The organism is Veillonella sp. T11011-6, assembly GCF_002959755.1.
Classification (GTDB): Bacteria; Bacillota; Negativicutes; order Veillonellales; family Veillonellaceae; genus Veillonella.
In genome coordinates this window covers 281,440-307,500 of record NZ_PPCW01000005.1, presented here as the reverse complement: position 1 = coordinate 307,500, position 26,061 = coordinate 281,440, and the positions used below count along the sequence as shown (strand labels likewise).

Here is a 26,061-nt window from a genome sequence, read left to right as displayed (position 1 = left end):
TTTTCATATCCTAAAGATTTCCAAATTTCAAGAATCTCACTTTGATGAGGATATCTACGTAAGGATTCTGGTAACCACGCATAGGAGGAATTATCCTTACTTAATTTACCTATAATAGGTAATATATAGGAGAAGTAGAAATTGTATAATTGTTTAAAACCAAACATACTTGGTTTCGCTAACTCCAATACAACTACTTTCCCACCTGGTTTTACAACACGTTGCATTTCAGATAATACCTGTTTAATATCTGGTACATTACGCATTGCAAAGCCGCTCATAGCCGCATCAAATGTATTATCTGCATATGGTAATGCCATTGCATCACCTTGAACAAGATTAACTTGATCTAGTAAACCAGCATCTTCAATGCGTACGCGACCTTGATCAAGCATTTCACTATTAAAGTCCAAAGCCTCTACCTTTAATGTTGGCTCTTGACGTAATGCTTCTTTTGTAAACACGCAAGTGCCACAAGCTACATCAAGTATTCGTTGATTTGGACCTATATTCATTGCTTTTACAGAAAATTTGCGCCAGTAATAATCTTGGCCAAAACTCAAGACTGTATTCATCAAATCATAATTCTTAGCAATATTAGAGAACACACCTTGCACAAACTCTTCTTTATCTGCATATGTTTTAAATTCTTTCGTATTCATTATGGTCCTTTCACTAATCAAGAACTATATTCAAACTCTTTACTCGCATAGTATATCATACTATGACGCCTATCAAAAGAATCCTATTATATATACTATATATAGTAACTATGTAAAGAGCACATATTTAGTTAAAGTAATATATTCACTACTATTAAAACTAGCATATCACAAAATAAATATCGTTATCAGTCACAGTAAATCCAATTTAACTATATATTAATGACTATGATATTCTCTATTGCCACCAATCTATGTTCGTTGTATAATGACATATGTCCATGTTGAAAAGATATCTTTTCCATGGTCTTTTATTAGTTTTTATTAAGTATTGGAGTGTACTATGAATCGATTTGTAAAATCAATCAATAGAGTCAGTCTAATCCAACAAATAATCATAGGTTTGATTATTGGTATTTTGACAGCTCTATACGTGCCAGAATTGGCAAATGAACTAGCTTTATTAGGCGTTCTCTTTGTTGGTGCTTTAAAAGGGATTGCACCAATCCTTGTATTTTTCCTTGTTATTGCAGCTATCAGTAAACATCGTTCTGGTCAAAAGACTGGGATGGGATCTGTAATCACATTATATTTATTAGGTACATTCCTTTCTGCAGCACTTGCTGTAGTCGTAAGCTTTATGTTCCCTACTACATTACACCTTGCAGCTAGTGCAGCTGATGCTGCTCCACCACAAGGGATCGTAGAGGTTATGAAAACACTTTTAAAAAATATTGTTGATAACCCTGTGAAAGCCTTAATGACCGCTAACTATATCGGCATTTTAGGTTGGGCACTTATCATTGGCGGTGCTTTACGCCATGCCCCAATGAACACTAAAGAAGTAATGGAGTCTATCGCTCAAGCTATTACAACTGTAGTAGGTTGGATTATCCGCTTTGCTCCTCTAGGTATTATGGGTCTCGTAGCTGACTCTATCGCTACTAACGGTATTGAAGCTTTAATCGGCTACTTCCAATTACTCGTATTACTACTTGGTTCTATGATTTTCGTAGCATTAGTAGTAAATCCACTTCTATCTTTTGTATACCTTCGTCGCAATCCATATCCATTGGTATTTAAATGTTTGCGTGAATCTGCTATCTATGCGTTCTTTACTCGTAGCTCTGCAGCAAACATTCCTGTTAACCTTGATTTAGCAAAACGTTTAAAACTTAATCCTGATATGTATTCCGTATCCATTCCATTGGGTGCTACTATCAACATGGGTGGTGCAGCGATCACAATTACAATTATGACATTAGCTGCTGCACATACACTTGGTATCGTTGTAGATGTCCCTACAGCAATCCTTTTATCTGTCATTGCTACAATCGGTGCTTGTGGCGCTTCTGGCGTTGCTGGTGGGTCCCTACTTCTAATTCCTCTAGCTTGTTCTCTATTCGGTATCTCCAATGATATTGCAATGCAAGTTGTAGGTGTAGGTTTCATCATCGGTGTTTTACAAGACTCCACTGAAACAGCACTTAACTCCAGTACAGATATTCTCTTCACAGCTACTGCAGATTATGCAAAACGTGGCTATCACGAAAACTGGGATTAACACCTATAGGCGGTCCTTCGGGACCGTCTTTTTTTGTGTTCAATAGATAAAAAATCAGCCTTACTATACTACTTTCAGTACTACTCAGTGTATAATATAAAGAACATGCTCTAACAAACAATATAGATATAGATATTTATATTAATCATAATTGTTTATATTGAACACAATCATCTATATTGATTTTCTTCAATATAATGTTATAATAGAGTTAATGATAATAACTATTAATAGATATAAATAGAAAGGAATCAACATGAAACAATACGATATTATTGTAGTTGGTACAGGTGGTGCAACCATCGTAGCTGATGCTGCTATCAAAGTGGGTAAAAAAGTAGCTATCATTGAAAAAGGCAAATTTGGTGGCACATGCCTAACTCGCGGTTGTATTCCTACAAAGGTTATGGTTACAGCAGCTAATGCAATCCAAGAGGTAGAAGAATTCAAAAAAATCGGTATTAATGTTAGCGATGCTACTATGGACTGGGACACCGTTTCTAAACGTACATGGTTTAAGATTGACGAATCCGCAGGCATCTACGATTATTACAACGCTTTCGATAATGTTGACGTATACCGTGGTGCAGCTAGCTTTGTATCCGATAAGGTTATGAATATCCACCTTAACGATGGTTCTGGTACTGTAGAAATTACGGCTCCTACTATTGTTCTTGGCACGGGCGGTTATAGTAATATTCCGAATGTACCAGGTTTACAAGAGGCAGGTTATCTTTCTAGTGAAAGCCTTTTTGGCGATAAATTCCCTAAACAACCATATAAATCTCTTGCAGTACTCGGTGCTGGTCCTATCGGTGTAGAGTTTGGCCATGTATTTGATGCTGCTGGTACTGAAGTTACCATCATTCAGCATAATGTACGTCTTGTACCTAAGGAAGACGAAGAGATGTCTGAACATCTTCTCCAAAACTATCGTGCTCGCGGCATCAATGTTATATTGAACCAAGACACTGTTGAAATCCGTCAAGAAGATGGCCTCAAGGTAGTAGTCACAAAAGATCGTACTACTGGTGAAATTACAGAGACAAAGGTTGAAGAAATTCTAGTTGCTGCCGGTATTCGCCCTGCTGTCGAAGAATTACACCTCGAAAATACAGGTATTGAAACATGGCCTAAAGGCTGGATCAAAACAAACGAATTCCTTGAAACATCTGTGGATGGCATCTATGCATTAGGTGATGTAAACGGCGAGCCTGCATTCCGCCATCGTGCAAACTACGAAGCAGATATTATCGCCCATAATCTATACTTTGCAAAAAACGAAGAAGATTTCCGTTGGGCACGCTATGATACATTGCCAAAGGTTACCTTCTCCTACCCTGAAATCGGTAGCGTAGGTCTTACTGAAGCAGAAGCTATTAAAGCTGGTTACAATGTAGGGGTAGGTAAAAACTACTACTCCTCCACAGCTAAGGGCTATGCAATGGGTATTAATCCTGGTGATGTAAATGATGGCTTTGTAAAAATCGTAGTCGATAAAGATACAAATCATATCCTTGGTATGCATGTAACAGGCCCTCAAGCCTCTATCTTATTCCAACCTTACGTAAACCTTATGAATAGCGGTGTAACTCCATTGACTGCTATTAATGAAGAAATCGCTTCTGAACGTACAAAACGGTTACGTGAAAAAGGCATCACTCGTGATATGGATCCTAAATCCGTTATCACTGTAGGTGAAACCATGAGTCCACATCCTTCTCTTGTAGAGGTAATTATGTGGACACAAGTATACTACGAACACCGTTGGTAATACTAACTACATAATAACTACGTAATAACAATGTAATAACGACAAAAAGGACTGTGTATAAACACAGTCCTTTTATTATGTCGAATATTCTAAATGGATTAACGACCCATATCAATTGTATTATCCCAAATAATATTTGTTCTGCGACCATCGAAGCCTTGATCTGGTTCAGGAGGTAATTTACTAGATTTAGTTTGACCTTCATAAGCACCTGTTTCAGCATCTACAGTAACTACAGTCTTTTTGCCGTCTTGATGCATTGTCATATAGTATAGAATCTTACCTTCATGAGCTTCGATTTTCCAACCTTTTACAACTGCATCAGCACCAAGTTGTTGTTTTGCAACGCGCTCAGCTTGAGCCGCTTCAATTACTTTATCTTTATTGAAGATTTCACCGATAACTTTTTTAGGTTTGCCACCTTCATCCATATCGGAAGTATTACCAGTGATTACGTCGATTTTCATTTTGTATTGATGATATTTACTATAGCCTACTACTTTGTAACCATAGTTCAAATCATTGGAGTTAAGCTCTACAGAATGAAGTGCTGCATTAGGAAAACGGTTTTGGAAAATAGTACCAATTTTACTCATAGTCATAACCATGGATTCGCCTGGTGCACGTTGTACAGAAATATCAGTACTTGTTTCAGGTTTTGTTTTACGTGCATCAGCTACACTTGGTGTAGCAACGGACAATACGCCAACCGCCAATACACCTGTTAATGCCATAGAAATTAACTTTTTATTCATTACATATCCTCCTACTATATACAATGCTTTCACCAATAGTAAAAGTCATCTGTATACTAGAATTACTATAAGTTCGTGCTATATACAACAGCACACAAAACATACATAAATAGATATATTATTTAGACAATATACTATAAACCTTCATTTGATGCAAGTCGATCGTCTACATCAGTCATGAGCAATTTGTAGCATGTAGCCACTAAAGGTACGCCAATCAACATGCCAGTAACGCCCATTAAACTACCGCCAACAATAACTGCTGCAAACACCCACAAACCAGGTAAGCCAACGGAATTACCTACAATCTTAGGATAAATAAAGTTACTTTCAATTTGATGAAGCACTTCTAAGATAATCACATAGATCAACGCATCCATAGGGCTTACAGTGAGTAAGATAACTGCACCTATCACGCCGCCCACATAAATACCTAGCAATGGAATTAATGCAGTAAGGCCGATAACACAGGCAATTGTAGTGGCATATTCAATATTGAATGCCCATAGTGAAATACCAACCATGATACCTAAAATCAAGGCATCTATGAACTGGCCTACAAAGAAGTTACTGAACGTTTGAACAGCAACACGTGTGACATAACTAACACGGTTAACCCACTCATCAGATGCATAGGCTCTTAAAATACGTTTACCTTGCATCATAAGGCGCTCTTTATCGAGCAACATATAAATGGCAAAAATCAAACCAAGGCCTATATTTAAAGTCCAAGATAAGGCTGTTCCCATCGCATTCACGAGGTATGTACCACCTTTTGTGCCCCACTCGCGCGTATATTTAACAACACTTTCACCACTCAAGGTATCCATCAGTGTTTGATTGGATGCCATCGGAATTGTTTCTGTAAGGTTTTGCATCCAAGATTGGAAATCTGTATACAACTGCGGTGAAGAGGCCACGATGATTGACATGGAGTGAATCAATTGTGGAATCGCCATACGAGCAATAAAATAAACGATAGCACTGATTGTAACAAAGGATAAAATGAGGCTTAAAGGTCGTCTAATTTTATCTTTCCAACCTGTTTTACTCTTAGGCCACAGCCAGCGTTCATAACGCACCACTAGAATATCTAACACAAATGCAATACAAGCACCTACTATAAGTGGAACAAAAGCTGTAATAACGGCATCAATAGCATTAGCAATATCGCTGATACGCAGTGCCATCATAATCATAACACCCGCCAATATTATGGCCCCTATGAGCGGTTTATAATATTTAAATCTTTTCATATATAACCTACTTTACTATACTCACAACGCATACATTACCAAAACTTAATGAACATTGTATGACCTACGATTGTATGCAAGCTTAGTATAACACAAAAGTCCACCTTATCACATGCTCGGTCCCCCGATGAACACGAGAGCATGATAGAAGGTGGACTATATTGTATGTCTAATCTAAATTAGATTGAAGATTAGCGATGAATGTAAACGTCTACACGACGGTTTTCAGCTTTACCTGCTGCAGTGGAGTTAGTTGCAACTGGTTTAGTGTCGCCATTAGCAATACCGATGAAACGATCAGCAGATACGCCGTTGTTTACTAAGTATTGAGCTACGTATTGTACGCGGCGTTCAGACAAGCCAACGTTGTATTGAGGAGTTGCATCAGTATCAGCATTACCCAACAATTTAATTTGGTCTTGAGAGTATTGGTTAGCAGCATTTACAGCAGCTGTTAAGTTTGGATATTGGTCTGCACGAGCTACATCTTGGTCGGAATCGAAGTAGATGGATTGTACATAGTAGTCCAATTTAGGAGTTTTGTATACAGGAGCTTCTACTACAGGAGCTGGAGTGTAAACAGGAGCTGGAGCTGGAGTATATACAGGAGCTACGGATTTTTGACCACCGAAACGGTAGGACAAGCCAACTACTGGACCTTGGAAAGATACATTATGATCTTCATTTGCTTTAGTATTGATGTAGCGGTAACCAGCATTGATATCCCAGTCTTCATTAACTTTATAGCCTAAACCAGCTTCTAAAACTGTAGTGTTCTTAGTACCTACACCAGCTTTACCGTAAACTTCTACTTTAGAACCAAGGTTAGTTTTACCAATTACACCTGCTTGCGCAATGTTGTTAGTGCCACCAGCATCATGATTATGGATACGAGCATAACCACCATATACTGCAACATTTTTGTTCAAAGAACGAACTAAGTTCAATTCATGCATGTCAGTATCAAGATGTTTAGTATTCAAACCATGGTAACCATATTGAATACCAGTTTTATCGGACCAACCATAAGTCACTCCACCATCGAAGTTCCATTTGTGAGCGTCTTTTGCGCCATCCATTTTTGCTTCAACACTAGCTGCACCAAGATCAACTTGGAATTCACCTTTGTTGAATTGAGTTTGTGGAGTTGCGCCAGCTACGGATACGCCTACAGCAGCAACTGCCAATAAAGCTAATAATTTTTTGTTCATTATAATTCCCTCCAATAACAGCCTTTAACAATACACAGGCCTTTGGTAATAATATACTTTCATTTTACACAACTTTTCGATAATTTTCAATATCTTTTATGAAATTACCATGAGGATTTCGAAATTTATCTATACATAGATGTTATATATTTTAAATTCAAAAATATAACTATCTTTATAATATAGGAATATTTAGGTTCTAATTATAGGATAGATGAGCTAAGCCTTCATTCTTTTAAGATATATCTTATACTTATCTTAGCAAATCTTTAAATTCAACTGAATAAAAGAAAACACCTACGTTTCCGTAGGCGTTATAGATTCAATTAGTTTTCTTTCACAGAGAACCATGCACGATGGAATACAGCTGCAATCGCACCACCTACTAAAGGAGCCACGATGAAGAGCCATACTTGAGCCAATGCTTCACCACCTGTGAATACAGCTGGAGCTAATGCACGAGCTGGGTTTACAGATGTACCAGTCAATGGAATACCGATCAAGTGAACCATAGTCAATGTAGCACCAATTACAAGACCTGCAAGAGCAGATGTTTTTTCACTAGCTGTTACGCCAAGGATTACAAGTACGAATACAAATGTAAGGAATGTTTCCACTACAAATGCACCGCCCATGGAAAGACCAACTGCACTTAATGTACCGTAGCCATCAGCACCAAAACCAGAAAGTGTTTCAGAGCCATTTACGACTACACTCAATAAACCTGTACCAGCGAAAGCACCAATAACTTGAGCTACTACATAACCAGCAAAATCCTTAGCAGACATACGACCAGAAAGCCATACACCAATGGATACTGCAGGGTTAACGTGGCAACCAGATACGTGACCGATTGCGTATGCGCCAGCAACAATTGTCAAACCGAATGCTAATGCAATGGCTACAACGCCCAAGTAACCCAAACCAAGACCACCAGTAAAGCCACCTGTTACAACGGCAGTACCAGTACCAAAGAATACCAAAATCATTGTGCCAATAAATTCAGCAATATACTTGTTCATGTTCTTCCTCCTTACAATACCTTCATGAACTAAAAGGCATGTCTTCCCTCTCTATGGGATTTCATGTTACTCTCATCATTATAAACATTTTCTAAATTATGTCAACGACTTTTTTCGATATAATTTCACAAAATGTATTTTCCTGAATTTTAATATCTGTATCTGTTAATAAGACAGTATTTACCTAGTATTTTTATATATCATGATTTTCATCACACAATAAATTCTATAGAATATGATATACTGATACTACATACTTTGTAGAAATTACTATTATATATAGAGTTATATCGAGCTATATAGGAGGAACCATGAGCAAAACAGCTTATATTGTACGTCATATTAATTTTGAAAATGCCGGTATTTTAGAGTCAGTCCTTACTAATCGAGGGTTTGAACTAACATACATCGAGGCTCCCCTTGCCAATTTTGAACACTATGATGCAACAGCGGCTGATTTAGTCATCGTCTGCGGTGCCCCTATTGGCGCTTACGATGAAGAACTCTATCCGTTCTTAACTGATGAAATCAAATTCATTACAGATCGTATTAATAGTAAAAAGCCATTGCTAGGCATCTGTTTAGGCGCTCAACTCATATCCCGTATCATGGGTGGTCACGTAGGACCTATGAAGCATGGTAAGAAAGAAATTGGCTTTGGCCCGTTAGAATATACGCCTGAAGGCGCCTCCTCCCCACTAGCATTGCTCGGCAATGTACCAGTTCTTCACTGGCATGGTGATGAATTTGAAATTCCTAAAGGTGCGGTACGACTGGCCAAAACAGAGTTATGCCCAAATCAAGCATTCTCCGTAGGCACACATATTCTAGGTCTTCAATTCCATATGGAGGCTGATCCTGCTGTAATTGAAAGTTGGCTTGTAGGCCATTGTGCAGAGCTTTCTAATGCAGGTATCGATATCCCTAAACTTAGAGAAGATGCAAAACGCTTACGCCAAGAGCTACCTGCCGCAGGAAAAGCCGCATGTATCGCTTGGCTTGAACAGAATCATTTATAAAACAAAAACCGCCTTAGTTGAACTAAGGCGGTTTTTGTTTGTTTCTTATATATATCCCTTACATATATACATGAAATCATAGATTTCTGGTCCGATAACACATTCCCCAATGTGTCATTTTTTCCACATTTCGTATTGTACATCAAACAAATTGAATATGCAAGAACTTTTTCATAAACCTTTCATAAATTATTTTAATTTTTTCAATATAGAAAGTGATAAGTAGCGGAACGTTGTAGTTATCATCTACTTTAAAGCTCTATATCGAATATTATAAACATTAGGTTTTATATGAAAAAATACTATTTAAATGATAGTCAAAGTTAATATTCCTATCATTTCCATGTAAGATTAAACTATCTTATGCTGCCATGCACCACGAATAAATCGAATATAAGAGCAACATAAGCGTAAGGACTGGTCAAAGCACAAGGATAACCATGCGCCTAAAAGCCCTAATCCAAATGTAATACACAATAGGTATGTAATGATAGGCCGAATAATAGCTACACTAACAAGGGAATATTTCATAATGTAATATGTATCCCCTGCCCCTTTTAGCACTCCAGAGTAAACTTGCTGTAACGCTTGAGGGAATGCTGCAATGGCCATAATCCCCATTAAAGCACCCGCTAAGGTAACGACTTCACTTTCACGAGTATACAACTGTACTAATAGATCGCCAGGGCCAATAAATATGAGAGCACTTACAAGGCCTACTACTAGACCGATGCGGGCACCAATTTTACCATAGGTTTTCGCAATATCTGGTCGTTTATGACCAAGACACTGTCCCGTATGAGACGCACCGGCAAAGCCGAGGCCCATCGCAAAGTAATAGAATATATCCATCAAATTCATACATACATAATGTGCTGCTAAAGGTACGGCACCTAAAGAGGCAACAATCATTGTGTACGTATACATACCAAAACGTTCAAAGAACTGCTCCCCTAGTGAACTACCACCAACGTGGAACATGGTATGTAATACCGTTCGTTCGAACTTCCATTTTGAAGGATGCCGCAAGGTTAAACCCGTAGTCGTATGTTGTGAAATCGTACGCAGTAATAATAGCGCAATGACAGCACTACTGATCATGGTAGAAACGCCAGCGCCCATAACACCGAGCTCAGGGAAAAAGCCAATACCATAAATCAAGAAGAAGTTCATTATAGTATTCAGTATGTTCCCTACTACATTGGATTTAAAAATAACCTTTGTATTGCCATACCCAATAAGGGCAGCCCCTACAATTTGACTAAAAGATTGGAATATAAGACTAATAACAATAAACCGTCCATACCAAACAGCCGTCTCAATATAGCCATCTTCAGCGCCGGTAAAGCGTAAGATATGTTCTAAATTAAAGAAACATATCGCTAATAAAGGTACATAAATCAAGAAATTCAACAGAATGGACTGTTTAAGTACGGCATTCATGCCATCTACTTCGCCTTCACCGTGACGGCGAGCTATAATAGCCGTTACCGCAATCGATAAAGCACGACAGAATATGAGCATCACCATCTCTGGCTGTCCCATAATCCCTACCGAAGCAAGAGCAGATGCACCAAGAGCACCAACCATTGCTAAGTCGATGGCGGTCATAAATTGTAACATTAAGCCTTGTAATGTAGCTGGCCAAGCTATTTTCAAGTAATTACCATATAGCTGCTTTGTAGTCCCTACAGGGCCTAATCGTTCTGCAGCAGGCAACATAGAATCTATGGAAAGCCATCGTTGTATGCGGTCTAACATAGTATCTCCTATTCATGCAAGATCGTACAAGGTAGAGCTAACATCTAACTCCTAATATCTTCTGTATTATATCACAATAATATATGAAAAGTCATTCATATATTATGATTATATTTAATAATCTATATCAAAATTACAAAAAAGAACCTCTTATAGTATCCGAATATACCCTACTAGGTATATCAGTATATAAGAGGTTCTTTTATTTCTGATCAGACTTTATATTAGCCTAGATTTTGATACGAACTATCAATTACTAGCCTTTAGATGCTAACAATTGGCTAACTGCTGCACGCAAGTCCTCTAAACCTTGTTTAGTTTCAGCTAGTTCTTGACGTTGACGCTCATTTTCAGCTTCCAACGTATTGAGACGAGCCGCTTGATCTGCGATAACAGTCTTTTGTTCGCTATTTTCTTTCTTGAGACTAGATACTTCATCTTGCATTACATACACAGAGCTAATAGGGCCTGCTTTGTAACGATCAGGAATATTTTTCTTTTCTGGGCTAGAGCCAAATTTGTGAGTTACACCTGCATTGACCATGTTGCGGTTTGCACCAAGAGATACACCAACGTTGAACATTGTATCTTCATTTGTATAATGTGCAAGACCTAACGCCGCTGCTGTTTCACCGCGATAGTTACCAACACCAGCCATCACTTGAGTTGGTTCCAATGGGTCATATTGAATTGGTTTCAACGCTGCCATTGCTGCTGCATGCGCACCTACGCGTTGTACCTCACCTGCTACTTGACCAATAGCATCGCCGATTCTAGCATTAGATGCTTTCAACTGGCTAACATTAACTGCATCAGTATCATCTGTACCAGGTGCAATACCTTTAAGTTGGTTATTACCATTATTAAGGCCATCCTTAGTCAAGGAAATAGTGCCTGCATTTGGATTATTAGGATTTGCACTGCCTGGTGTAATTGTTATGCCATTACCATCTGTAACAGTTGTGTTACCTGCTGCATCTTTAAATGTAGCAGACTTCATATCCTTCAGTTCAGGATTTACTGCATAACTAATTGTTTTACCTGCTTGGCTAACCATCATATTATTGCCCGCTTTGAAAGTAACTGTTTCATCAGTTTTTACTTTTTTAGCTGTTGCAGTTGGTGTGCTGTTAATACCAGAGCCTTCTGTACCAATAGTTGCATTCCATCCAGCATTTTCAACGGCGGATTTAACTTGATCTTCCGTAGCAGCACGGCCAGATGCAATATTATTTGGATCCCAAGTTTTGTTAGTTAATCCTGTAACAACACCATCTTTGCCATTTACTGCAACAGGATTATTACCACCTGTAGTAATAATGCCATCTTTACCATCGATACCTACAGTACCAATTGTAGCCTTGCCATCCTTACCATCAAGAGCAATCTTATCGCCAGCTTTTACAGAACCATTTTTGCCATCGATAGCAACTGCATTAACACCATCACCAGCCTTGATTGTACCAGTTGTACCATCTACAGTAACTGCCTTAGTTGGATCTGTACCCAATGTAACCTTATCATTCAACTTGTTATCATAAATGATATGTCCATCAGCGGCAGTAGTCTTAGTCAATACAATATTGCCTGTAGTACTACCAGCACTTTCACCACCATTAGCAGTCAATTCTGTTTTAGACGCCTTAGACTTAGCCTCTAATTGACGTACATTGACAGCATCTGTGTCATCTGTACCATCTGCAATCTTAGAAATTTTATTACCTCCATTATCGAGGCCATCTTTAGTTAAGGATACAGGATCCTTACCAGCTGCAGTAATTGTTACACCATCTTTAGTAAGAGTTGTATTATTACCATTGCCATCATCGATAACTGTGCTATCTGCTGTGGAAGTATTTGTTTTTGTACCATCAGTAATCTTAGTACCATCAGCTGTTGTTGCGGTAGACTTAGTACCATCTGTTACTGTATTGCCAGCTGCAGTAGATGTATTCGTTTGCGTACCAGCAGTTTGTGTAATGGAATCACCATTGATAACAGTTGTGTTATTACCAGTACCATTGAAGCTTGCAGAGTTCATATTCACAAGGTCTTTATTCAAGGAATATGTGAAGTCACGCTCATTTTGGTTAATTGTAATGTTTTCACCTGCAATCATCGTAACCTTTGCGTCTTTACCTACTTTGGCATCTGTCTTAGTACCAGTTTGTTTACCAGATGTAGCAGCATCTTTGTCTGCTGTAATTTGCCATGTTTGGTTAGCTGCAGCATCAGCTACCACTTTCAATTGATCCTCTGTAGCAGCACGGCCAGAAACAGCATTACCATCCCAAGTCGTATTAGCGAGACCTGTTACATGGTTATTTGTACCATCTACTGTAACGCCACCGATATTAGCGGCTTTACCTGTAATAGTACCAGTAGTACCATCTAATATTACCGCCTTATTACCACCTGTTGTAATTGTATTATTTACACCATCAATAGCTGCACTACCAATAGTAGCCTTACCAGCTGTACCATCAATAACAATGGCATTAGCACCAGTACCAAATGTCAATGTATCATTAAGTTTTACATTGTAAATTGTATGACCATCTGCAGCAGTTGTAGACGTTAATTTTACATTGCCAGTTGTTGCGTTAGCCGCTTCATCATCATTAGCAGTAATTTCTGTTTTAGATGCTTTTTTAGCTGCATTAATAGCATCTGCTACATTCTTAGCTGTTGCCACACCATCAGTAGCAGGGCCTGTAACAGTGCCATCTGTACCAGCTGTAATAGCCGCTGTTTTTACATCATATTTAACAACGCCTGCATCATCGATAGTAGCAGATGTTAACGTACCATCTTTAAAGTTCATACCATCAGCCAAGGATACTTGCTTAGCTGTACCATCATTTGCTTTATAAGACAATTTAGTCTTAGTCGCAACTTTAGCGCCATCAATAGTTACCTTGTAGTCCTTAGTTGTGCCATCTGCACTTGGTGTACCTGTAACAGTCAACGGATTATCCGCATCAGTTGTATCAGTACTTACTGTAACTGCACTGACAGCAGATTTCTTAACCTCTGCTTCGGATACTTTTACAGTTAAGTTCTTACCATCTGCATCAGTTGTTACATATTTACCGTCGCCTTTGATACCCAATGTATCATCTTTAAGATTTACAACACCGGCAGATGTATTCGTATCGCCAGCAAATTTCAAGTTAATGGCATCAGTGCTTGCTTTAGCTGCCTTGTTGATAGCATCCGCTACATTTTTAGCTGTTGCTAAGCCATCATCACCTGTGACAGAGGCTGCACCTGTAGTGGCATTGCTATCGATAGTCGCACGTTTTGTAGATACCTCTACAGTATCGCCATTCATCTTCGTAGAGATGAAATCACCTGTAGCACCTTTTACATTAAACGCTACATCCCCATCTTTTAAGGATTGGCTAGATACAGTACCACTATCTGCACCAAGGGAAACCTTACGACTCACAGCCGCTGCAGAATCATTGATTTTGGTCTTAGTATCATCATTAATATCAAATTTTACCTTACCATCATTATCTACAGTAGCCTTTGTCATTGTGCCATCTACAAAGTCTAAGCCTTTAGATAATTTAACAGACTTAGCATCTGCATCAGCGGCACTATTAGCACGGTATGTCAACGTTTGACGAGCTACAGTATCATTCAATTGTTTTACATTTACTGCATCAGTATCATCTGTACCTTCCGCAACCTCTTTAATTTTGTTGCCACCAGCATTGATTTCATCAAGGGTAAATTGGATTGTTTTACCTGCTGCATTTTGGAAGGCCATACCTGTTGCGCCGCCTTCCGCATTATTGCCATCTTCATCACTAAACAAGAGAGATTTAGATGTAAGAGCACTGCTATTAGGCCCCGATTGTAAAGATAACGAACCAACATTTAAATAAGTATTTGCCGTATTAGGTTGATTTTCAGCTACACCGTTATTAATTCTTAAACCATCATGATTAATTTTGGTATAAGCACCTTCACCTGGAGAAGTAAATGTACCACTAGAATTTACAGCATCAAACTTGATTGTTTCACCTAGACCATTTTCAAAGGAAATGGTGTTCATTTTTTTAAGGTCTTTATTTAATGTGGTAGCAATATTTTTACCAGTTTGTGTAACTGTAATATTGTTATCACCAGTAAAGTCTACAGTGTCGCCACCGGCTACAGTAGTCGGTGTATCACCATTAGCAGATAGTTTCCATGCTGCACCATCTTTAGCTTGGCTAGCCGCTTTGTTAATAGCATCGGCCACGTTCTTAGCAGTTGCTAAACCATCATCACCGGTAACAGAGGCAGTACCTGCAGCATCACTGTTGATAGTGGAACGTTTTGTAGAAACTTCTACAGTATTGCCATTCATCTTAGTAGATACTAAGTCACCAGTAGCACCTTTAACATTGAATGCTACATCACCATCTTTTAAAGATTGGCTAGATGGTGTACCACTATCTGCACCAAGGGAAATATTACGAGCTACTGCATTAGAAGAATTATCAACTTTAGTTTTAGTATCTGCATCTAAACCAACTGTAATAGTTTGACCATTTACAGTTGCAGTTACACCATTTGTACCAGCTACATTAAGTTTTTGGTTTTTAAGATCAATAGTACCGTTATTTGTACCATCTGTAATATTTAGGTTTTGAGACAAGTTAGCAACAGCTTGCTTTACATCACCAATATTTGCTGCATTGGAATCAGTTGTACCACCACTAGCAACATTAGTAATTGTTTTGTTACCACCGTTGATACCATCAGTTTTATCAATGGAGATACCTCCTACAGTTACTTTATCTGTTGTGATACCAGTACCTGTAATAGCAGTCGTACCATTTGTTAAGCCAGATGTATTCATTACTGTGTTACCAGCAGTAATAGAATCTACTGTAAGATCTTTCTTTGTGGCTACAGTAATTTTCTTTTTATCTGTACCATCTTGAGTGATTACGATATTATCGCCATTGATAAGATCTACTGTGTCCCCACCTTGTACAGTTGTTTTATCAGTTGTGCTGGAATTTATTGTAAGATTCCATGCTGCACCGGCTTTAGCCGCATCAGCTGCTTTATTGATAGCATCAGCTACATTTTTAGATGTTGCTAAGCCATCATCGCCTGTAACAGATGCTGCTCCTGTATTAGCATCGCTAGTAATTGCCGCACGTTTAGTGGAAATTTCAACAGTGTTACCATTCATCTTCGTAGATACTAAGTCACCTGTCGCACCTTTCACATTGAATGCCACATCACCATCTTTTAAGGATTGGCTAGATGCTGTGCCGCTATCTGCACCAAGAGAGATGTTACGAGCTACTGCTGTGGACGCATTATCTACTTTAGTTTTTGTAGCTGTATCAAGACCAACTGTAACAGTTTGGCCATTTACAGTTGTAGACACACCATTCGTACCGGAAACAGTAAGTTTTTGATTCTTAAGATTTACAGTACCATCTGTAGCACCATCAGAAACAGTAAGATTTTGAGATAAACCATCAACAGCTTTATTGATAGAGTCCGCTACATTTTTAGCAGTCGCTAAACCATCTGTAGGACTATTTACTTTAGCTTTACCATCAGCGTCATTAGTAATAGTTTCTGTGGCAGTAGAAATAGTTACAGTACCATTTGTACCTACCGTAGCTTTTGTAAAAGTACCATCTGTAAAGTTTAAACCATTTGCCAAGGATACTTTATTTTCATTGGCACCATTAGCTTTGTATGTCAATTGTGTTTGATTAGCTAGCTTTGTAGTATCGATACCAATAGCATAATCCTTAGAATTAGTACCTGCTGTAGGTGTTACTGTAATAGGATTATCCGCTGGTGTAGCTTTACTTACCGTTACAGCAGTTACAGCTAAATCCTTAACCTTAGCTTGATCAACAGCTACTTGAACACCTGTAGTAGAGGCCTTTGTAGTAACTAAATTACTATCGCCATATACTTTAAAGGTTGCATCGCCATCTTTTAAATATTTTAAACCTGTAGTACCAGAATCACCAGTTAGACCAATACCTTTAGTTGTCGCATTGATAGTATTATTATCAAACCCAACTACAAGACTACCATTATTTGTACCAACTAAATCAGTTCTAATACCATTAGCACCGATTACTTTAAGTGGACTTTCACTTAGTTTAACAGTACCAGTTTTAGAATTTGTATCTAGTTTTAATGTAACAGCATCTACAGCATTCTTTACATCTGTAATGTTCGCTGCATTAGTACCTATATTACCACCACTGGAAACATTTGTAATTTGCTGTCCCCCTGCATTAATAGCATCGGTACCAAACTTAACAGTTCTTGTACCATTTTTCGCAGTTAAACCATCACCAGTAATGGTTACATTTTTAGGACCCGTAGGTGAACCCATTTGCAGTGTTGTATTACTTAATACATTATTGCCAGCTGTGAAAGATTGGCCTGTAAAAGATCTACCAGAAACAGCCCCGTTTGAACCATCTAGAGTAATTTGATTGCCACCAGAAGAAACCGTAACAGATCTATTAGCTTTCACAGTATCTACAGTAATCGCCTTATTCAAAGAAGTAGTAATTTTTTTGCCACTACGAGTTACTGTAATATTGTTGTCCCCACCAAAGATTACAGTATCTGATTTATTAATTACTTCAGGAGCACTAGGATCCCTGTCAGCCGCTAATTTCCAATGATATGCATTGGCAGAAATAGCTTTATTGATAGCATCTGCTACATTTCTAGAATCAGCCATGCCTGCAGCATTTGCAGAAGCTTGACCATTTGTGACATTAATATTTTGTGTTTTACCGGAAATTGTAAGATTTTGACCGTTAGCAGCCGTTGTAATATATGTATTATCGCCCTTAAGTCCTAATGTACTATTTGCAATATTCACATTGCCAGTATTTACATTACCAGAGAACGCAAGGTTAACACTCTTTAATTGGGCTACGTTAACTGCATCTGTATCTCTTATACCCGCTGCGAGGCCTGTAAGTTGACGTGTTACAGTACTACCATTACCAATAGAAACAGCACCTGTTGTACTAGTAAGTACATTGCCATTCAAACCAGAATAAACATCTGTACGGTTTGTATTAGGATTATAACCCTTATTAGCAGTACCGCCTGCTACATCAGCAACGGAATCACGACCTAAAGCAACACCACCATCAACACTAGCTCTAGAATCAGGCCCAATAGCAACAGATTTAACTGCACTTGCATTAGATCCAGTACCAATAGCAATAGAATGTTGAGATGTGGAGTTAACGCGACTACCTATGGCAATTGATTCTAGACCATTAGCTGTCGTTGCGGAGCCGATTGCAAGAGCTTTATTACCTGTAGCAGTCGTCGGAGTAGGTCCATAAGAACCAATGGCAATAGTTCCATCATCATTAGCTGTAGCACTAGCACCTAACGCCACAGAGTTAGCACCTTTAGCAGTTACATTCATACCAGTAGCAACACTGTTAAATGCAATCGACTGAGCAGCTTGACCAACTGCGACACCGCCTAAATCAGCCTTAGTTCCATTAGTACCCACAGCAACACCATTGGCACCTTTTGAGGTAGTAGAAACACCGATAGCAATACCATTGTCCCCTGTCACTGAACTTTTTTTACCAATAGCAATACTGCTATTTCCAGTTGAAGAACTTTCGCCCCCAATAGCAATACCATAATCTTTAGTCGCATTGGCGGACATACCGATACCAACACCAGCAGTGCCACCAGCCTTTGCCCTTGAGCCCAACGCCGTAGAAGATGCACCAGATGCAACAGTACCATGACCAAATGCAGTAGAATCATTATCAGATGCAGTCGCATCTGCGCCCAGTGCACTTGCATAGTTACCTGTAGCCTTAGAGCCAGTACCGACTGCTACAGCTGCATCTACGGAAGCAAGGGAGTTAGCCCCTAACGCTGTAGCATTACCAACAGCACTAGCATCAGCACCTAAAGCACTCGCATATCTACCTGTAGCTTTAGCACTAACACCAACGGCTATAGACTTATCACCAGTGGCACTAGTCTTAGAACCTAACGCTGTAGCACTATCAGCTTCTGCTTTAGCTGATAGCCCCAATGCAACTGTAGAATAACCGTTTGCCTTAGCACCAGCCCCCACTGCTGTAGCAGGTAATGCAGGATTTGCTTCTGCTGCATTTGCTTCACTTTTATAGCCGATTGCAATAGATTGGTTGCTACCAGAATTTGCTGCATTACCAATAGCTAGGCCATTAGTTTTACCACTAGTAACAGTACCATGAGCAATAGCATCAGATGGTTTATCCGTTATTGGTGGTGGTGCTGCTGCTGCAACATCAGTTACGCCTGCAGTTTGCATCGCCAAGGCAGCCAAAATACTAGCTACTACGATTTTCTTTTTCCCTGTTTTATTTTTTGCCATTTCAGATACTACAACATAGCACTGTTTAGACTTAGACCAAATGACTTTAAATATCTTATTCATACATTTTCCTTCTTTAAATTACTAACCCTCAACTATATGAATCATATGTTCCACACTTCTCTCAGTCTGGAAATAATGAAAGCTACACAGACTTTCATTTATAAAACCTATCTTTAATTTTACCATAATTCATCTAATTTTCTCAATTTAAAAGTATATTTTTTGGATATTTACTATTATCTCAATTATGCATAGAGTATGCTTAAACACGCAGTATCATCATAATTCATTTATAATTCACCTTAATAAATTGCATATTATATGAATTTTTATGCTCCTAATTGAGAACGAAAAGAATATTAGATTTCATTACAAAATTAATCACCGTCTAAAAATATTCATAAATTATTCCTTATATACAGTTTTATCGATAATTTTATTAATCATTAAATTAGAATTTTCAGGCTATTTTATTTTACAGATATAGCTTTAATAAACTATTTTTATTTTTGTACTAAAAAGAGCCCCCTCTTTCGAGGAAGGCTCTTTCTAATTTTACATATCCATTCACGGGATATACATAGTTCTAACTATATGTACAATATGATTATGCTTTATTTGCCAACAATTGGTTAACTGCTGCTTTCAACGCATCAATTTCAGATTGTTGTTGTTCAAGCTTGGATTTGTACTCTTCATTTTGGGAACGCAAGTGACTTACTTCATCTTGCATTACGTAGATAGAGCTGATAGGACCAGCTTTATAACGTTCTGGAATCGCATCTTTTCTATCACGGCTACCACCGAATTTGTGAGTTACACCAGCATTAATCATGTTATGGCTAGAACCAAGTGTAACACCAATATTGAACATAGTATCTTCAGTTTTGTAATGGGCAAGACCGATTGCACCAGCTGTTTCACCACGGTAGTTACCAATACCAGCCATGATTTGTGTTGGTTCCAATGGATCGTATTGGATTGGTTTCAACGCTGCCATAGCCGCCGCATGAGCACCAACACGTTGTGTTTCAACGCCTACATTGTTAATAGCTTGTTGTAAACCAGCTTTAGTTTCTTTCAATTGGCTTACGTTTACTGCATCTGTATCAGCTGTACCAGGTGCAACACCATGAATTTGGTTGCCACCATTGTTTAAGCCGTTTACAGTAAGAGATACAGGGCTAGCTGCTGCATTTGCAGGAGTGATAGTCATACCTGCACCGTTAACTGTTGTAGAGTTACCAGCTGCATCTTTTACAATTGTACCAGCAGGAGTGATCTTAGTAGATGGACCATTTTCATCACCTACAGTTACGCTGTTAAGACCTTTCACGTCTTTAGCCAAGCTGTATGTGAAAGTAGTTTTATCTTGTTTTACTTCAAGGTTATCACCAGCTTGGAATTTAACAGTATCGCCACCTTGTACTTTTTCTACAGTACCGCCAGCTGCAGTTACATTCCATGCAGAAAGATCTTTAACTTGTTGTTTACCAGCATCTGTTAAGTTGCTCAAATCTTGGTTTGCTGCATTATCGATTTTTGCTTTAGTTGCATCATCAATCTTAACAGTAACATCTTCACCATTAGCAACAGTTGTTAAACCGTTTTCGCCTTTAATATTAAATTTCACATCGCCTGTGCTCAAGGATTTTTCATCAGTAGAACCTGTGTTACCACCTAAGGAAATCTTACGACCGATTGCTTCTGTGTTTTTATCGATTTGAGCTTTGTTTGCTGCAATATTTGCTTTATTTGTTGCAATATCACCAGCATTTTTATTGATAGCGTCTTTGTTAGCAGCAATATTTCCTTTATTTGCTGCTACTTGATCATCAACTGCTTTCAATTGATCTTCAGTTGCTGCACGACCAGATACAGGTTGTGTTTGACCTGGTACCCAAGTTTTATTAGTCAAGCCTGTTACTTCTGGAGTTTCTACACCATCAGTTGCTTTTACTTTTGGAGCTGTAATTGTATCATTTGCAGTTACAGTATCGAAAGTAACATCTTTCTTAGTAGCAATTGTGAAGTCTTTACCATTTTGAGTAATGGAGATGTTATCACCATTGATAAACTTAACTGTATCGCCACCTTGAACTTTTTCTGCAGTACCATCGTTAGCTACTACATTCCAAGCTGCTAAATCTTTAACTTGTTGTTTACCAGCATCAGTTAAGTTGCTCAAATCAGTATTTGCTGCATTATTGATTTTATTTGCAGTAGCATCATCTAACTTAACAGTTACATCGTCGCCATTAGCTTCAGTAACGATACCATTTTGACCTTTAATATTGAATTTCACATCGCCTGTGCTCAAGGATTTTTCATCAGTAGAACCTGTGTCACCACCTAAGGAAATCTTACGACCAATTGCTTCTGTGTTTTTATCGATTTGAGCTTTGTTTGCTGCAATATTATCTTTGTTTGTTTTAATATCGCCAGCATTTTTAGTGATGTTAGCTTTGTTTGCTGCTACTTGATCATCAACTGCTTTCAATTGATCTTCAGTTGCTGCACGACCAGATACAGGTTGTGTTTGACCTGGAACCCAAGTTGTATTAGTTAAACCAGTTACTTGAGGAGTTTCTACACCATTTGTAGCCTTAACTTTTGGAGCTGTAATTGTGTCATTTGCAGTTACAGTATCGAAAGTAACATCTTTCTTAGTAGCAACTGTGAAGTCTTTACCATTTTGTGTAATTTCAATGTTATCGCCATTGATGAACTTAACTGTATCGCCACCTTGAACTTTTTCTGCAGTGCCATTATTAGCTACTACATTCCAAGCTGCTAAATCTTTAACTTGTTGCTCACCAGCTGGAGTCAAGTTGCTCAAATCTTGGTTTGCAGCGTTATTGATTTTGTCTTTAGTAGCATCATCAAGTTTAACAGTTACATCGTCGCCATTTGCGACAGTAGTAAGACCGTTTTCACCTTTAACATTAAATTTCACATCGCCTGTGCTCAAGGATTTTTCATCTGTAGTACCAGTGTTACCACCCAAGGAGATTTTACGAGCGATTGCTGTTGTATTTTTGTCGATATTATCTTTATTTGTTGCTACTTGGTCATCAACTTTTTTCAATTGGTCTTCAGTTGCTGCACGACCAGATACTGGTTGTGTTTGACCTGGAACCCAATCTGTATTAGTCAAGCCAGTAACTTGAGGTGTTTCAACACCAGTTGTAGCTTTTACTTTTGGAGCTGTAATAGCTTGGTTAGCAGTTACATTATCGAATGTTACATCTTTTTTAGTAGAGATTGTGAAATCTTTACCTGCTTGAGTGATTTCAACGTTATCACCATTGATGAATTTAACTGTGTCACCGCCTTTAACATCTTCAGCAGTACCACTGTTAGCAACTACTTTCCAAGCAGCTAAATCTTTAACCTTTTGCTCACCTGCAGGATTCAAATTGCTCAAATCTTTGTCAGCAGCATTGTCAATTTTATCTTTAGTAGCATCATCAAGCTGAACAGTTACATCTTCACCAGCTGCTACTGTAGTAAGGCCATTAGCACCTTTAACATTGAATTTCACATCGCCTGTGCTCAAGGATTTTTCCATTGTGGAACCAGTGTTACCACCTAAGGAGATGTTACGAGCAATAGCAGCTTTGTTAGCTTCTGCTTTATCATCTGTTTTCTTCAATTGAGATACATTGACAGCATCTTTATCAGCTACGCCATCAGCTACGTTAGTAACTTTCATGTCGCCTGCATTGATACCTTTGTCGCCATCAATTTTTACAGTTGGATTGCCTGCAGCATTGTTGAAAGATGCACTGTTCAAGCCAGTAAGATTTTTCTTCAAAGATACAGAAATATTTTTATTGTTTCTAGCAACCGTAATATTGTCGTCGCCAGAGAAATCTACAGTGTTACCTTTTTCAATTGCTTCTGGTGTTGCTTCACCATTAGCAGAAAGGTTCCATCCGTATTTATTTTGATCGATAGCCTTATTAATTGCATCAGCCACGTTAGCAGAATCTGCCATACCTGGAGTTGCTGTAGCTGTACCATTCGCAACAGTAATATCTTGCTTTTTACCAGCAATTGTAATTTTCTTACCATTAGCTGTAGTTGTAATATATGTATCGTCACCATTTACAGCTAATTTACTGTTAGCAAGGTTTACGTCACCAGAACCAGTGTCGCCTGTGAAAGCAAGGTTTACACTCTTCAATTGTGCTACGTTGACTGCATCTGTATCAGCCGTACCAGCAGCAACATAGTTGATTTGACGAGTTTGATTTGTTGTACCTACTGCAACACCACCTAATGTAGATGTTAAAGTTGCACCAGTTAAGTTAGCATATGTATCAGTACGACCAGTATTAGCATTATAACCCGCTACACCTGCCGCAGTACTTGCCACAGATTTAGAGCCAATCGCAACACCATCAGCAGTTGTAGCACTAGCACCATCACCAATAGCAATCGATTTAACTGCACTTGCGTTAGATCTAGTACCGATAGCAATACCATCATTCTCTGATACTGAGCTTTTTCTACCAATAGCAATACTGTTATCTGCAGTGGAAGAGCTTTCTCCGCCAATAGCAATACTATAATCTTTAGTTGCATTGGCTAACATACCGATACCAACACCTGCAGTTCCAGCGGCCTTTGCCCTAGATCCCAATGCAGTAGAGGATGCACCAGATGCAGCAGTACCATGACCAATTGCAGTAGATTCAATATTGGAAGCTATCGCATCAGCCCCCAAAGCACTGGCATTGCCCTCTGTTGCCTTAGCACCATGCCCAACTGCCACAGTATCATCCTCGGCTGCAATGGAGTTAGCACCTAACGCTGTAGCATTTGCCGATGCAGCTTGTGCTGATAACCCCAATGCAACTGTAGATCGACCTGTTGTATTAGCACCATCACCAATAGCTACAGAGCTTGTTGCAGCCGTATCTGTAGATGCGTTTGGACCGATCGCAATAGAGTTATTAGCTTTTGCACCAGTGTTGTCTTTATTAGGAGTATCATCAGAATTAATAGACACATATTTATGTGCAATTTGATCTGCGATAGCAGCTAATTGAGAACCATTGATCGCGTCCGTAGAAGTAGCACTTACTTCACCAGGAGCCACGTTTTTCAACTGACGTTCATATCCTGCAGCACCGAAGGAAACAATATCACCTTCTAAAGTTGATTCACCACCAGACCACTTTGCTTTAACACCTGTTGGCAATGTATAGCTAGTTTGTTTAGTACCTGGGTTATCTGTAGTAGAACCACCACCTAAAGCAACAGAGTTATCACGATTCGCTTTCGCACCTGTACCAATAGCGATGGCATTTGTTACAGAATTATTATCGGCAGCACTTGTATTAACACCGTTTAAAGCGCCGGCGATACGGTTTTTAGAATCAGCGCCCGTACCAATAGCAATACCAGCATTACCAGATTGCCCCTTAGTACCCACTGTGATACCGATATGGTCTGCTGTAGCATTATTATAATCCCTCCACTTAATTTCATACCCTGTTAAAGCTTTAACAGCATCAGAAACAGTAGCGACAGTAGCTTTACCTGTATTAATATCAGTATAAACTGCTTTAGTAGACGTCATTCTATCAGCATCGTCACCACCAATAACGATGGAGGAGTGACCAAGGGCTTTAGTATTACCACCAATAGCAATAGCTTGATCACCTACAACGGTAGCCCCTTGCCCCGGTAATGCACCACCGCCAATGGCAATACCTTGTGAAAAATTAGTACCAGCTTCGTTTACCGTCGCACTAGTACCAATAGCAATCGCAGTACCACCATTTGCAATTGAATTTTTACCTACAGCAACACTTGGTGTATTACTATATAGACCTTTTGAATAAGCATTTTGACCAATAGCAACCCCACCAGCAGCAGTCTCTGCTTTTGCAGCAGTACCAATTACAACAGCATCACTAGTAGTAGCTTTTACATTTGTACCTAAAGCAACTGCATTTACACCTGTAACACTAGCACTGTTACCTAAACCGACTGCATTGGCACCTGTAACAGTAGCACTATCACCAAAAGCTACAGATGCACCACCAGTAGATGTAGGCACCTCGTTTACAGCCAATGCTACATTAGCATTAGTCATAGCTAATGCTGCAAAGATACCAGCCACAACAATTTTCTTTTTACCGCTATTGTTTTTAGCGAATTCAGATACTACTACGTAGCAATTTTTGGATTTGTTCCAAACCACTTTAAAAATCTTGTTCATTCATTTCTCCTTTAAACTACTATAAAGCTCTCAAACTTCTATATAACAAATAATCTCAATTTCAAGTTTTTCGATATAGTTAGTATACCAAATTTTTCGATATGCTTGCAACCCCTTTTCACTAATATTTCATTTTTGGAATAGCTATTGCAAATACAGCAATAACGGGAGTTCTTTAAACCCCTTATAAAACAAAACCTAATAATTGGGGTGATTTTATACCATAATTTAGAAGAGAAGATGAATTTAAACTCACATTTTAACTTTTTCCATATAAATATAATTGATAAATTATAAAAATAATTGTCAAAACGCCTTATATAGCTACACTCTAATAACCCCACCCGTTTTACAGCACTATATTTCATTAAATTTTTATAAATTAGCATTTCACTCAA

11 protein-coding genes (1 of these 11 only partly in view) are annotated in these 26,061 nt (G+C 38.6%); 3 read left to right on the top strand and 8 right to left on the bottom strand.

Annotation, left to right across the window (positions count from 1 at the left end):
- A protein-coding gene (locus VRHSUH10_RS08820; protein WP_105090261.1) for a ubiquinone/menaquinone biosynthesis methyltransferase crosses the window boundary here: on the bottom strand, positions 1-662 show its 5' portion. 85 nt of this gene lie to the left of the window's left edge; only the first 662 of its 747 coding nucleotides appear in the window; the start codon lies at positions 660-662; the stop codon falls past the left edge of the window.
- Between the two features lie 343 nt (positions 663-1,005).
- On the opposite strand from VRHSUH10_RS08820, the gene sstT reads away from it, so the two are divergent.
- Together sstT and VRHSUH10_RS08810 are read left to right on the top strand one after the other, a co-directional pair.
- Positions 1,006-2,226, top strand: a complete 1,221-nt coding sequence (gene sstT / locus VRHSUH10_RS08815; protein ID WP_105090260.1) for a serine/threonine transporter SstT — start codon at positions 1,006-1,008, stop codon at positions 2,224-2,226.
- 256 nt (positions 2,227-2,482) lie between these two features.
- Positions 2,483-4,000 (top strand): NAD(P)/FAD-dependent oxidoreductase, encoded by a 1,518-nt coding sequence (locus VRHSUH10_RS08810; RefSeq protein ID WP_105090259.1) that lies wholly within the window; start codon positions 2,483-2,485, stop codon positions 3,998-4,000.
- A gap of 98 nt (positions 4,001-4,098) precedes the next feature.
- Here VRHSUH10_RS08810 and VRHSUH10_RS08805 read toward each other — a convergent pair whose 3' ends face one another.
- The 4 genes from VRHSUH10_RS08805 to VRHSUH10_RS08790 all read right to left on the bottom strand — a co-directional run bounded on the left by VRHSUH10_RS08805 (position 4,099) and on the right by VRHSUH10_RS08790 (position 8,244).
- A complete protein-coding gene (locus tag VRHSUH10_RS08805) occupies positions 4,099-4,755 on the bottom strand; it encodes a peptidase (RefSeq protein WP_105090258.1) in 657 nt (218 codons plus the stop codon).
- A 134-nt stretch (positions 4,756-4,889) separates the two neighbouring features.
- Positions 4,890-6,011, bottom strand: a complete 1,122-nt coding sequence (locus tag VRHSUH10_RS08800) for an AI-2E family transporter (RefSeq protein ID WP_105090257.1) — start codon at positions 6,009-6,011, stop codon at positions 4,890-4,892.
- Between the two features lie 191 nt (positions 6,012-6,202).
- Positions 6,203-7,222 (bottom strand): OmpA family protein, encoded by a 1,020-nt coding sequence (locus VRHSUH10_RS08795; protein WP_105090256.1) that lies wholly within the window; start codon positions 7,220-7,222, stop codon positions 6,203-6,205.
- Between the two features lie 326 nt (positions 7,223-7,548).
- Positions 7,549-8,244 carry an MIP family channel protein gene (locus VRHSUH10_RS08790; RefSeq protein WP_105090255.1) on the bottom strand — a complete coding sequence of 232 codons (696 nt, stop codon included), beginning with the start codon at positions 8,242-8,244 and terminating at the stop codon, positions 7,549-7,551.
- Positions 8,245-8,555: 311 nt separating this feature from the next.
- Here VRHSUH10_RS08790 and VRHSUH10_RS08785 point away from each other — a divergent pair, with 311 nt between their 5' ends.
- Positions 8,556-9,263 carry a glutamine amidotransferase gene (locus VRHSUH10_RS08785; RefSeq protein ID WP_105090254.1) on the top strand — a complete coding sequence of 236 codons (708 nt, stop codon included), beginning with the start codon at positions 8,556-8,558 and terminating at the stop codon, positions 9,261-9,263.
- Positions 9,264-9,614: 351 nt separating this feature from the next.
- On the opposite strand, the gene VRHSUH10_RS08780 is transcribed toward VRHSUH10_RS08785, so the two are convergent.
- The 3 genes from VRHSUH10_RS08780 to VRHSUH10_RS08770 form a co-directional block, all read right to left on the bottom strand.
- Entirely contained in the window at positions 9,615-11,024 is a 1,410-nt protein-coding gene (locus tag VRHSUH10_RS08780) for an MATE family efflux transporter (protein WP_105090253.1), read from the bottom strand.
- Between the two features lie 256 nt (positions 11,025-11,280).
- Positions 11,281-19,488 (bottom strand): ESPR-type extended signal peptide-containing protein, encoded by an 8,208-nt coding sequence (locus VRHSUH10_RS08775; RefSeq protein ID WP_105090252.1) that lies wholly within the window; start codon positions 19,486-19,488, stop codon positions 11,281-11,283.
- Between the two features lie 547 nt (positions 19,489-20,035).
- Positions 20,036-25,663, bottom strand: a complete 5,628-nt coding sequence (locus VRHSUH10_RS08770; RefSeq protein ID WP_105090251.1) for an ESPR-type extended signal peptide-containing protein — start codon at positions 25,661-25,663, stop codon at positions 20,036-20,038.
- Positions 25,664-26,061 lie beyond the last annotated feature (398 nt).